Below are 12124 nucleotides of genomic sequence, written 5' to 3'. Positions count from 1 at the left end.
TATACCGCCCGTCATGACGGGCCTCCTTCCTCAACGTGCTGGTCCTACGAGGTGGTTCGTACGCTTTCACATCAAGTGCGCGGCCCGCAACCGATTTTCATCGAAGCCCTGGCTGGTAGGTGACCCGGACGAGAGGAGCCGGGAGGGAACGGGTGCGGGCCCGGGGCACCGTCAGGTCAGCGTCCGCACCTCGACCGGGTGTTCCGCCGTGAAGTCCAGGTTCGATTCGAGGGAGGCGGCCGGCACGGCGGCCGACTCGCGGTGCGCGCGGACGCGCGGCCGCAGGAAGGCGCCCGCCTGCCGCACGAGCAAAGGAACACGGGGCGGCAGAAGCGTGGGCGTACGGGATCCCCCGAACCGGTACTGATGCGGAACTTCGCCCCGCCCCGCGCGGCGGAGACGGTAGCGTGCCGAGCGCGAAATCCCGTGCCGGGGCCCGCCCGCCGACTGCCGGACGGCCCCGTACGGGAGTCACCCCGCGGGGGAGAACCGGAGGTTCCTGATGACGGACGAGACACCGGTGTGGCACCCGGTGCCCTACCACGCCTACGCCTGGGAGGACGAGAACGGGGCCCGCTGCGTGACCCTCTACCCGGGTGAAGAGGCCGACGAGGCGCGCAAGGCCGAACTGCGGGCGATGGCCGCCCGGGCCGTGCCGGTCCTGGTGATCGAACGCGACGCCGTCGAGGGGGAGGCCGAGCACCCGAAGCCGTCGCTGCGCCTCATCCGGGGCGGAGGCTCGGACGGGCGGGCCTGACCGATCGCGGCACCCCTGGCCAGGGGCACGGCGCGGCCCGGCCGTCTGGCCGGTCTGCGGGGTTCCGGCGGGCTACGCCTGCCCGGCCTCCGCCGCGAGCGCCGCCGCCTGGCCGCGGGTGATCCGCCAGACCAGCTCCTCGCCGGACTCGGCCGGGGCGATCGCCTCGGCCGGGCGGCGAAGGTGCTCGGTGAAGCCCAGCCGGGCCGGGACCGCTCCGCTGGCCCGGTTGGCCGGGTCGTGGACGACGTCGACGTGGTCGACACCGGGGAGCCGGAAGGCCTGCGCGACCAGCGCGCGGGCCGCCCGGGTGGCCACGCCGCGGCCGGTCGCGGCCGGATGCAGCCAGTAGCCGATTTCGAGGCCGCCCCCCGACGACCCCTCGTGTCGGTACAGCTGGCAGGTCCCGACGATCGCCCCGCCCTGCACGATCGCGTACGTGAACTCCTCGCCGACGGCCCAGCGTTCCGCACGGCCGGCCAGGAACGCGGTGGTCATGCCCAGACTGTGCTCGGCCACCCAGGGCATCCACGGCCGCAGGTGCTCCAAGGACTCCTCGATCACCCGGAACAGCTCCGGAACGTCCGCCTCGCCGTCGAATCGGCGCAGCGTCAGGTCGTCGAGCTCGATCACCGGCGAGGGGAGGTCCATGGCCGGAGCTTCGCATGCGGAGGCTTGCGGCGGCAACGGAATTTCCCCCTCCCCCTGCGGGGCGGGCCCCCGCAGGGGGACGTTGGAGAACGTGGGCGCCCCGGTCAGGGGGTTCGCGCGGTGAGGAGGGGTTGGAAGAAGCCGGTGCGGGTGGGGGGTTGCCAGGCGGGGGCGGCGAAGCCGGCCTGGTGGGCGAAGGCGGTGAGCTGGGCGGAGGTGAGGGCCCAGTAGGTGGAGCGGTGGACGGCGGTGTGCCAGGAGGTGGTGTCGGCGGGGGAGCCGGCGGGGGAGCCAGGGGTGAGGCGGAAGAGTTCCAGGTCGTAGCGTTCGCCGTCGGCGTGCCAGTGCCAGAGCTGGAAGACGACGGACCGGCGGCCGTCGCGGTCGGTGGTCCGGGGGGTGGTGGAGGTCGGCCGGGTGCGGCGCAGGTCGTCGTACGGGCGGGTGCTGAGCAGGAGCAGGCCGCCGGGGCGGAGGACGCGGCGCAGCTCGGTGAGGGCGGTGTGGACGTCCTCGGGGGTGAGGAGGTGGGGAAGCGCGTTGTCGGCGCAGACGACGGCGTCGAACCGGCCGGCGGGGAACGGCAGCCGGCGCATGTCGGCGGCCGCGGCCGGGAGGCTGAGGCCGCGGCGGGCGGCCTCCGCGGCGGCTCGGGCGGTGGCGACCGGGCTGAGGTCGGTGCCGGTGACGTGGTGGCCGAGGGCGGCGAGGCCGATCGCCTGGGTGCCGATGCCGCAGGCGCAGTCCAGGACCTCGGCGGGGCTGTCACCGAGGTGGGCGCGGATCAGGGCGTCCAGGGCGGCACCCTGGCGGGCGACGGAGGCGTCCCAGTCGGGATAGACCAGGTGGTAGTCGGCGGCGAACTCGTCGTAGAAGCGACCGACATCCGAGCGGGCCGAGGAGGTCCGGCGACCGGGCGGTTCGGCGGCGGGCTGGTCCTTCGTCATGGCACCATCTTCGCCTGGGTGGACCGGGGCGGGACAACGGATTCCCGCCGGAGGACCGGGTGGAGGGACAGGGCATGGGGGAAGAGCTGCCGGAGCTGCCCGAAGGGTCCTGGTGGGACTGGGAAGTCCTCTTGTGGACGCCCGCCGAGCTGCGCCTCGCGGCGGGCTACGACCTGTCGTACCACCACGGCCTGGAGCTGGTCTTCGGGGACCCGCTGTACGTCCGGTGCCCGGCCATGTTCCAGGACCCGGTGTTCCGGGCGCCGACGCCCGAGGAGCGGCGGCTGGTCGAGCGGCAGACCGGTGAACGGCCCGCGGTGCTGGTCGCCTTCGACGCGGACGGCGGCGGGCCGGAGCCGGTCCAGGGGCTGATCGCGGCCGAGAGCATGGAGGTGCGGGCCGGATTCGTGCGGCGCGGCGGCGTCGGGCGTCAGCTGTTCCATGGGAGTTCAACCGAGCGCTCCTGACGGCGCCCCGTCGTGGCCCTACGGTCCTGGGGGACTGCGAGAAGGGGCCATGGGAGACTCACAACTTGCCGTACGGGCACGTGGATTGACGAAGTGCTTCGGTGACGTGGTGGCGCTCGACGGCGTCCGGCTGGACCTGGCGCCCGGGCGGATCCACGGGCTCGCCGGGCCCAACGGCGCCGGGAAGACGACGCTGCTCGGGCTGCTGCTCGGCCTGGCCGTCGCGGACGGCGGCGAGTTGGAGGTGCTGGGCAGACCGGTCGGGCGGGCCCTGGCGGCGCCGGACGGCGTGGCCGGGTTCGTGGACGGCCCGGGGCTGTACCCGGCGCTGACCGCGCGGAGGAACCTGGCCGCGCTGGCGGCGCTGCGCGGCGAGGACACCCGGGCGCGGCGGGTCGCGGAGCGGATCGACGGGGCGCTGGCCGAGGTCGGGCTGACGGACGTCGCCGACGACCGGGTGCGCGGCTTCTCGCTGGGGATGCGGCAGCGGCTCGGGCTGGCCGCCGCGCTGCTCACCGAGCCGCGGCTGCTGGTGCTCGACGAGCCGTCCAACGGCCTGGACCCGGCGGGCAAGCGGCACGTGCACGGGGCGCTGCGCCGGCTCGCGGACGAGGGCGTCACCGTCGTGCTGTCCAGCCACCGCATGGACGACCTCGAAGCGCTGTGCTCCGAGGTCACGATCCTCGCCACGGGGCAGCTCCGGTTCTCCGGCCCCTTGGGCGAACTGGTCCCCGAGAGCCAGGAGTTCGACCACCGCCTGCTCACCTCCGACCCGCCGGCCGCGCGGCGGGTGGCCGCCGGGGTGGCGGGCGTACGGGTGGTCGGGGAGGCCGGGGAGTGGCGCGGGGCCGAGTCGCTGGTCGTGCGCGCGTCGGGGTCGGCGGTCGAGCGGCTGGTGGCGGAGCTGGTGCGCGCGGACGTGCGGGTGCGCGAGGTCGCCCCCGTGGTCCCGCCGCTGGAGGCCGCCTACCTCGCCCTGACCGGACCTATCGAGCACCTCGGACCTGCCGAGCAGAAGAAGCCGACGAAGCGGACCGGTCCGACCGAGCGACAGCAGCAGGAGGACGAGCGATGAGCACGACCACGGCCCGTACCACCGCGGTCGGTGCCCACCCCGCCGCCGCGGCCGCCGCCCGCCGCGTCCCGGTCGGCCGCGCCTACCGCTTCGAGCTCGTCAAGCTCGTCTCCCAGTGGCGGATCCGGCTGCTGATGCTGGCCTGCTGGACCGCGCCCGGCCTGTTCACGGCCGCGGTGGCGCAGCAGGGCACGCTGCCCTCCGACACGCTGTTCGGCCGCTGGATGCACGCCACGGGCTGGGCGGGCCCGCTGGTGGTGCTCGGTTTCGCGGGCTCGTGGGCGCTGCCGCTGCTGACCTCCGTGGTCGCGGGCGACGTGTTCGCCGCCGAGGACCGGCTGGGGACGTGGCGGCACCTGCTGGTGACGGTCCGCTCGCCGCGGCGGATCTTCGCGGCGAAGGCCATGGCGAGCGGGACCGTGATCGTGCTGCTGGTGGCCGGGTTGGTGGCGTCGAGCACGTCGGGCGGGCTGGCGGCGGTCGGGAACGAGCCGCTGGTCGGCGTCGACGGGCACCTGCTGGCGCCGTCCGACGCGGCCGGCAGCGTGCTGCTCGCGTGGGGGTGCGCGCTGGCGCCCACCCTGGCGCTGGCGGCGATCGGGCTGCTCGGCTCCGTCCTCCTCGGGCGCTCGCCGATGGGCCTGCTCGTCCCGGCGCTGACGGCGGTCGCGATGCAGCTCGCGCAGATGCTGCCGCTGCCGGTGGCGCTGCGCCTGGCGCTGCCCGGCTACGCCTTCGTGTCCTGGAACGGGCTGTTCGCCGATCCGGTCCGGCTCGACGAACTGCTGATCGCCGTCGCGGTCAGCCTGGTGTGGGCCGCGGTGGCGACCGCCGTGGCGTACCGGCTGTTCGTCCGGCGGGACTTCACCAGCGGTGCCGAGGACGGCGCGGGCCGCCGCGCGCTGGCCTTCGGCGTGCTGCCGCTCGCCGGCCTGCTCGCGCTGGCCTTCGGGGCGGTCGCCCTCGCCGCGCCGTCGACGGGCTCGGGGATCTCGCAGGAGAAGGTGCAGCGCTCGGTCGCCACCGGGTTCGCCCACCTCTACCGGCTGCAGACCGAGCAACTGCACCGCCCCGCCGTCACCGAGGACCAGCTGCGGGTCACGGCTGCGTGCGAGCGCGGCGACGGCCAGGTGGACCCGGAGGGGCCGGGCAACGACTGGCGCTGCGTCGTCACCTGGCACCTGCCGGGCACGGCCGCGCCGGGGACGGCGGTCTACCAGCTCGACATCGCGCCGGACGGTCGGCTGATGGCGGACGGTGACGGGCCGAAGGAGGTGAACGGCTACTTCCTGGTGCACACCCCGACCGGGGACGCGCCGAACCCGCTGTGGCAGTTCGACGGCCAGGTCGCGCTGCTCTCCTCCTGAACCCCGCCGCCGGCCCCCGTACGGTCCCCCCGCACCACCACCCCTTGCGCGATCCGCACCGAACGAACCGAAACCAACGAAGGGTTGACGCCATGCAGGTCACACGTCGTCGACGTGTCCGGACGGAGCACCGCACCCTCCTCGGCCGCCCCCTGGGCCGCCGCGCCACGCTCGCCACGGCGTGCGTCACCGCGGTGGCCGTGGCCACGGGCACGGCCTTCGCGACCACCCAGCAGTTCGGCACGGCCCAGGTCGGCCAGGTCACCGCGGACGGCCAGGTCGTCTCCAGCGACCAGTACATCGCCCCGTACGGCAGCCGGGTCGTCATCGACAACGGCAAGCTGATGGCCTCCCGGGTCAGCCCGGACGGTGCCCACCTGGCCGCCTCGCTCGCGGACGGCGACGCCTCGCTGGTCATCGTCGACCTGAGGACCGGCCAGGTGCAGCAGCGCGTCGGTACCGCCAAGACGGACGACCTGCGCCTGCCCAAGGGCTCGGTCGGCCAGGAGGCCCCGGTGTACTCGCCGGACGGCAAGCAGCTGTGGCTGGGCCAGCTGGACGGTTACACCAGGTTCACCGTGACGGCGGACGGCTCCCTCGCCGACCCGGTGGCGGTGCCGATCCCGGCGGACGGCGACAAGCACGCGCTGGCCTCGGGCGCGGTGTTCTCCGCGGACGGCTCGACGGTGTACGCGGCCGTCAACGGGCAGAACCGGGTGGTCGCGATCGACGCGGCGACCGGCGCGATCGGGCGGAGCTGGACGGTGGGCAACGCGCCGCGCGGCCTCGCCCAGGTGGGCCGGAAGCTGTACGTCGGCAACGAGGGCGGCCGCCCGGCCACCGCCGACGACACCACCCTCAACTCGTACGGCACGCAGGTGCCGGCCGACCCGGACACGGGCGCCACCACCACGGGCACCGTCAGCGTGATCGACCTCGGCGACCCGGCCGCCGCGGTCGGGTCCATCGAGGTCGGCCTGCACCCGACCGCGCTGTACGCCAGGAACGGGACGCTGTTCGTCACCGACACCGGCTCCGACCAGGTGTCCGTCATCGACACCGCGCGGGACGAGGTCGTGCAGCGCATCTCCACCAAGCCCTGGCCGGAGGCCTCGGTGGGCTACGAGCCGGACGCGGTGACGCTCACCGACGACGGGCACCTGCTCGTCACCCTCGGCCGCGCCAACGCGGTGGCGGTCTACCGCTACACGAGCGCGCGGGAGCCGGTGAGCTACGTCGGCCTGCTGCCCACGGACTACTTCCCGGCGGAGATCACCACCGTCGGCTCGACGGTCCTCGTCTCCAACACCCGTGGCATCGACGCCCGGCGGCCCCGCGCCGGCGGCGCCCACAACACCCACGACACGACCTCTAGCCTGACGCGGTTCACCCTGCCCGGTGACCGGGAGATCCGCGCCCAGACCGCGAAGGTCTTCCGGCAGAACGGCTGGACCGACGGCGCGGTCCGGACGGCGGAGAAGGGCGCCGCCGAGAAGCGCCGGGCCAAGCCGGTGCCGGCCCGGATCGGCGACCCGTCGACGATCAAGCACGTCTTCCTGATCGTCAAGGAGAACCGGACGTACGACCAGGTCTTCGGCGACGTCGCGAAGGGCAACGGCGACCCGAAGCTGGCCCAGTTCGGCGCGAACGTGACGCCGAACCAGCACGCGCTGGCCGAGCAGTTCGGGCTCTACGACAACACCTACGACATCGGCACCAACTCCGCCGAGGGCCACAACTGGCTGATGCAGGCGGACAACCCGGAGTACACCGAGTCCTCGGCCGGCGAGTACGAGCGCAGCTACGACACCGAGGACGACGGCCTGGGCCACCAGCGCTCGGGCTTCCTGTGGTCGGGCGCGCAGGCGGCCGGCAAGGACGTGCGCGACTTCGGCGAGTTCCACCAGTTCCTGACCAAGCCCGACGGCGCGACCTGGCAGAACCTGTACTGCGACGCGAAGACCATGGACGAGACGGGGCAGGGCAGCGCCTACACCCTCAACTCCTCCTCGCCGATACCGTCGCTCAACGACGTGTCGGTGCCCGGCTTCCCCCGGTTCGACACCGACGTGCCGGACCTGTACCGGTACCAGATCTGGAAGCAGGACTTCGAGCAGAACGGCCCGGCGGACCTCAACATGCTGTGGCTGTCCAGCGACCACACCGGCGGCCCGGCCGCCCCGGCCGCGCAGGTCGCCGACAACGACCTGGCGACCGGCAGGATCATCGACGAGATCTCGCACAGCGAGTACTGGAAGGACTCCGCGATCTTCGTGGTCGAGGACGACTCCCAGGCCGGCCTCGACCACGTGGACGGCCACCGCGCCCCGATCCAGGTCATCAGCCCCTGGGCGCAGCACGGGGCGGTCGACAGCCGCTACTACTCGCAGATCACGATGGTCCGCACCATCGAGCAGATCCTCGGCATCCACCCGATGAACCAGAAGGACAGCGCGGCCAGCCCGATGTCCACGGCGTTCACCGACAAGCCGGACTTCACGCCGTTCACCTCGGTGCCCAACCGGACCTCGCTCACCGACGGCCTGAAGACGCCGCCCCCGTGCGGCGTCGACGTGCCCGCGGCGCAGGACCGCAACGCGGCCGCGGTGCCCGCCACGACCGAGCCGCCGGCGGCCGAGCGGGCCGTCGCGGACCAGTGGTCCGCCTGGAAGTCGAAGCAGCACCTCTCCGGCCCGAACGCGGCGCCCGACCGCGCGAACCCGGCGCAGATGGACCACCTGACCTGGTACCAGACGCACAACTGGACGACGCCGTACCCGGGCGAGGGCGCGATCCTCGCGCCGAACGACGTGCCCGGTGCCTACCTGCCGTCCGCCGAGAACGACGGCTGATCCCGCGCCGCACGGGGGACCGGCCCTCGAGCGGCGGAGTCGGTGCGAGCGAGGGGCGGCCGTGCGCGCGGCCGCCCCTGGCCGGCGTCCCTGACCGGCGCCCCTGACCGGCGCCCCTGGCCGGCCGCCCCTGGCCGGCCGCTCGATCACCGGTCTCGGTCACTAATTGGGTGTCGCCGGTCAGTTCGGGGCTGATAGCGTCCCGGACGTGGCAAAGCTGAACCAGATCATCGCCGTTGAAAAGGGCGTCAAGTCCAAGTCCTTCCAGGAGCTGACGCAGGCCCACCAGGACCTGCAGAAGCCCGCGCTGCTGGCCGGGATCTCCCGCAGCTACCAGCCCAAGGACGAGGAGGGCGAGCAGCTGCCGCCGGAGTCGACCCGGGTGCAGCTGAAGGCCGAGGACATCCTGCGGTCCACCGCGAGCACCCTCACCCGGCTCTTCGACATCACGGCCACCAAGGACTGGGCCAACGTCGGTGCCAGCGCCGACGTGGTGGTGGACGGCCAGGTGCTCCTCGCCCAGGTGCCGGTGCCGTACCTGCTGTTCCTGGAGAAGCAGCTCACCGATCTGTTCACCTTCGTGAAGAAGCTCCCGGTGCTGGACGCCTCCGAGTCGTGGAACCTCGACCCGTCCACCGACTCCTGGAAGACCGAGCCGGTGCGCACCATCCGGACCAAGAAGGTGCCGCGCAACCACGTCAAGGCCGAGGCCACCGAGAAGCACCCGGCCCAGGTCGAGGTCTACTACGAGGACATCGCGGTCGGCTACTGGACCACGGTCAAGTTCTCCGGCGCGCTGCCGGCCCGGCGGGTGAACGAGCTCGCCGAGCGGGTGGAGAAGCTGCAGCAGGCGGTCAAGTTCGCCCGCGAGGAGGCCAACTCGGTCGAGGTCACCGACCGGAGGGTGGGCGACGCCGTCTTCGGCTACCTGTTCCGGTAGCCTCATGAACGCCCGCCCGGGGAGCCGGGCGGGTGCATCGGGCGCGCAAAGAGGACTCCGTTCCGGGAAGCCGGGGCGGGTTCGCGCTGCGCGATGCGAAAAGCTGACACTGATGTTGAAGCTGACCAGGGGTCACCAGTGGAGGTTCGAATCCTCCCCCCGGCACCACGGGCCGGGGTAGCCCAAGCGGTAGAGGCAAGCCCGTGAATCTCAGACTCTCGCTCCAGTCTCAGCATTCGCCGCCGAACACCGGATCGACCGGGTGTGGACGAACATCGACGAATGCGGGTTCAAGTCCTGTCTGTGCCGCTTCGTGGCACGGTAGTTCAAAGGTAGAACGCGTCGGTTTCAATCTGATCCGCGACCCTTCAACGTGCCGGTGTGCGCAATTGGGCGGCACACAGGGGCCCGGGAGCAGGCTACGCTCCCGGGTCCTCTCGCGTTTTCGAGGGCGGTCCGGGCCCACGGGCGAGGCGGGCAGGGCGGGTGAGGCGGGTGGGGGGACGGGCCTCAGCCCTGGATCTCCTGGCGGTCGATCTGGTCCTCCCGGACCAGCCAGAGCGCGAGGGCGGCGCCCACCAGGCTGACCACTCCGCCCAGCAGCAGCACGAGGTTGAGGCCGTCCAGGAAGCCGGCCCGGGCGGCGGTGGCGGCGGCCGCCCGGGCCGGCTCGGGAAGTGCGGCGAGGGCCTGCGGCAGACTGCCGGAGGAGGCGGCCTCGATCAGCTCACGGGGACGGGCGCCCTCCGCGATCGGCGTGCCGGCCGCCAGCTCGCGGACCTTGTGGGTGCCCCGGCCGACGAAGATCGCTCCCCAGACGGCGATGCCGACCGCGATCCCGACCTGTCGGAAGGTGTCGTTGATGCCGGCCGCCATGCCGCTCCTCTCCTTGGGCACCACGCTCACCGCGACGTCGGCGATCACCGGGTTGATCAGCCCGACGCCCGCGCCGCCGACCAGGAAGCCGGCCAGCAGACCGGTCCAGCTGTCCTCGGGCTGGACGTCGCCCATCAGCAGCAAGCCCGCGCCGACCGCGACCAGGCCGACGCAGAGCATCAGCCGGGCCGGCACCCGGGAGAGCAGGACCCCGGCCACCGGCGCCACGAAGAAGCTGAGCACCGTGATCGGCAGGTAGCGCACGCCCGCCGCGAACGGCGAGAGCCCGAGGTAGTTCTGCAGGTACAGCGTGAGGTAGAGGAAGAGCGCGAACAGCGAGCTGGAGACGGCGAACGCCGCCAGCTGCACGCCGGTGAACGCCTGCCGGCGGAACAGCCCGAGCGGCAGCATCGGCTCCGGAACCCGGCGTTCGATCAGCACGAAGACGGCGAGCAGCACGGCCGCACCGGCGAACAGCCCGACGATCAGGCCGCTGCCCCAGCCCTCGGCGTTGCCCCGCACCAGCGCGAGGACGAGCAGGAACAGGCCGGTGCTGAAGGCCACGACCCCGGCCCAGTCGATCCGGGTCGCGTTCGGGTCCCGGCTCTCCGCCAGCTTGAGGTAGGTGACGAGCAGGGCCGCGGCTCCGATCGGCACGTTGAGGTAGAAGATCCACTCCCAGCCGAGCGAGTCGGTGAGCGCCCCGCCGATCAGCGGTCCGACGGCGACGGCGATGCCGATGGTGGCCCCGTAGACGCCCATCGCGGAGCCGCGCTCCCGCCCGGGCGGGAACTCCTGCGCGACCAGGGCGAGCGAGACCGCGAACATCACCGCGCCGCCGACGCCCTGGACCGCGCGCGAGACGTTGAGGAAGACCGGGTTCGGGGCCAGGGCGCAGAGCAGCGAGGCGCCGGAGAAGATCACCAGTCCGGCCGCGAAGGCCCGGCGCCGCCCGAGCCGGTCGGCCAGCGAACCGGCCGTCAGCACCAGGGCGGCCAGGGAGAGGGCGTAGGCGTCGAACACCCACTGCAGGTCGGTGAAGCTCGCGCCCAGGTCCCTGCGGATCGAGGGCAGGGCGACGTTCACGACGGTGATGTCGAGCAGCAGCATGAACGTCGCCACCGACACGGCGATCAGCGTCCACCACTTGCGTTGCACGGCTGCCGGTCTCCTTCGAAGAGGGGGAGTTCGCACGGACGGCCCGCCCGCGGGCGGGCGGCGACGTGCCGCCGACCGTACGCAACACCGTCACCCGAACCGCGCATATCGGGCCGGACGCGCGCGAGGAGACCCCGTCCGGTCCAGGCCGCGGAAGGACCCTGGTCGGGCGGAACGAGGCGGCGTCCACCGTCAGGCGACCGGCCCCGCCCGGCGTGCGCCCGCGCCGCCGGACTGCTGAGCTGGGCGGGGAGCGCCCCGGGGCCCGTCCGGCCGGCCTCCCGCACCCCACGACGGAGGACCCCGTGCCGGACCCGACGACCTCGTACGCCGACCTGCGCGCCCTGGTGATCAACTGCACCCTCAAGCGCTCCCCGGAACGCAGCCACACCCAGGGCCTGATCGACGTCAGCACCGGCATCCTGGAGCGCCAGGGCGTCGCGGTCGAGGTCCTGCGCGCGGTGGACATCGACATCGCGACCGGCGTCTGGCCGGACATGACCGAGCACGGCTGGGAGACCGACGAGTGGCCGGTGATCTACTCCCAGGTCATGGCCGCCGACATCCTGACGCTGGCCGGGCCCGTCTGGCTGGGGGACAACTCCTCGGTGATGAAGAAGGTGATCGAGCGGCTGTACGCGTGTTCGTCGATCCTCAACCCGGAAGGGCAGTACGCGTATTACGGGCGGGTCGGCGGGTGTCTGATCACCGGCAACGAGGACGGTGCCAAGCACTGCGCGATGAACGTGCTCTACAGCCTCCAGCACCTCGGCTACACGATCCCGCCGCAGGCCGACGCCGGCTGGGTGGGCGAGGCCGGGCCGGGGCCGTCGTACCTCGACCCGGGGTCCGGTGGGCCGGAGAACGACTTCACCAACCGCAACGCCACCTTCATGACGTGGAACCAGCTGCACCTGGCCCGGATGCTCAAGGACGCCGGCGGCATCCCGGCGTACGGCAACCAGCGCTCGGAGTGGGACGCCGGCTGCCGCTTCGACTTCGAGAACCCCGAGCACCGCTGAACCGCATCCGGG

At 73.0% G+C, this 12124-nt stretch carries 11 protein-coding genes; 7 read left to right on the top strand and 4 right to left on the bottom strand.

Annotation, left to right across the window (positions count from 1 at the left end; all coding sequences use genetic code 11):
- Positions 1-171: 171 nt before the first annotated feature.
- Positions 172-306 (bottom strand): hypothetical protein, encoded by a 135-nt coding sequence (locus tag AB2U05_RS00700; RefSeq protein WP_369182082.1) that lies wholly within the window; start codon positions 304-306, stop codon positions 172-174.
- A gap of 196 nt (positions 307-502) precedes the next feature.
- On the opposite strand from AB2U05_RS00700, the gene AB2U05_RS00695 reads away from it, so the two are divergent.
- Positions 503-757, top strand: a complete 255-nt coding sequence (locus tag AB2U05_RS00695) for a hypothetical protein (RefSeq protein ID WP_045699675.1) — start codon at positions 503-505, stop codon at positions 755-757.
- A 72-nt stretch (positions 758-829) separates the two neighbouring features.
- Here AB2U05_RS00695 and AB2U05_RS00690 read toward each other — a convergent pair whose 3' ends face one another.
- Complete coding sequence (locus AB2U05_RS00690) at positions 830-1408, bottom strand: GNAT family N-acetyltransferase (protein ID WP_369182081.1); 579 nt, start codon at positions 1406-1408, stop codon at positions 830-832.
- A 104-nt stretch (positions 1409-1512) separates the two neighbouring features.
- A complete protein-coding gene (locus AB2U05_RS00685; RefSeq protein WP_369182080.1) occupies positions 1513-2355 on the bottom strand; it encodes a class I SAM-dependent methyltransferase in 843 nt (280 codons plus the stop codon).
- Positions 2356-2429: 74 nt separating this feature from the next.
- Here AB2U05_RS00685 and AB2U05_RS00680 point away from each other — a divergent pair, with 74 nt between their 5' ends.
- The 5 genes from AB2U05_RS00680 (at position 2430) to AB2U05_RS00660 (ending at position 9056) form a co-directional block, all read left to right on the top strand.
- On the top strand, positions 2430-2822 hold the full coding sequence (locus AB2U05_RS00680) for a hypothetical protein (RefSeq protein ID WP_369182079.1): 393 nt from the start codon (positions 2430-2432) through the stop codon (positions 2820-2822).
- Between the two features lie 49 nt (positions 2823-2871).
- On the top strand, positions 2872-3897 hold the full coding sequence (locus tag AB2U05_RS00675; protein WP_369182078.1) for an ABC transporter ATP-binding protein: 1026 nt from the start codon (positions 2872-2874) through the stop codon (positions 3895-3897).
- The gene (locus AB2U05_RS00670) at positions 3894-5264 is read left to right on the top strand and encodes an ABC transporter permease (RefSeq protein ID WP_369182077.1); all 1371 of its coding nucleotides are present in this window, start codon (positions 3894-3896) and stop codon (positions 5262-5264) included. Before AB2U05_RS00675 ends, AB2U05_RS00670 begins: the two co-directional genes overlap by 4 nt.
- Positions 5265-5356: 92 nt before the next feature.
- On the top strand, positions 5357-8116 hold the full coding sequence (locus tag AB2U05_RS00665; protein WP_369182076.1) for an alkaline phosphatase family protein: 2760 nt from the start codon (positions 5357-5359) through the stop codon (positions 8114-8116).
- A gap of 208 nt (positions 8117-8324) precedes the next feature.
- On the top strand, positions 8325-9056 hold the full coding sequence (locus tag AB2U05_RS00660; protein ID WP_045699686.1) for a hypothetical protein: 732 nt from the start codon (positions 8325-8327) through the stop codon (positions 9054-9056).
- Positions 9057-9566: 510 nt separating this feature from the next.
- Here AB2U05_RS00660 and AB2U05_RS00655 read toward each other — a convergent pair.
- Positions 9567-11090: an MFS transporter gene (locus AB2U05_RS00655; RefSeq protein WP_369182075.1), complete on the bottom strand. Its 1524-nt coding sequence runs from the start codon at positions 11088-11090 to the stop codon at positions 9567-9569.
- Positions 11091-11395: 305 nt separating this feature from the next.
- Between AB2U05_RS00655 and AB2U05_RS00650 the strand changes: the two genes are divergently transcribed.
- Positions 11396-12112: a flavodoxin family protein gene (locus tag AB2U05_RS00650; RefSeq protein ID WP_369182074.1), complete on the top strand. Its 717-nt coding sequence runs from the start codon at positions 11396-11398 to the stop codon at positions 12110-12112.
- Positions 12113-12124 lie beyond the last annotated feature (12 nt).

Origin of the sequence: Streptomyces sp. Y1, assembly GCF_041053115.1 — a bacterium.
In the GTDB taxonomy this organism is placed as follows: Bacteria; Actinomycetota; Actinomycetes; order Streptomycetales; family Streptomycetaceae; genus Kitasatospora; species Kitasatospora rubellomurina.
Note: the sequence above shows the minus strand (reverse complement) of the source record. Positions and strands in the feature narration are given on the sequence as shown.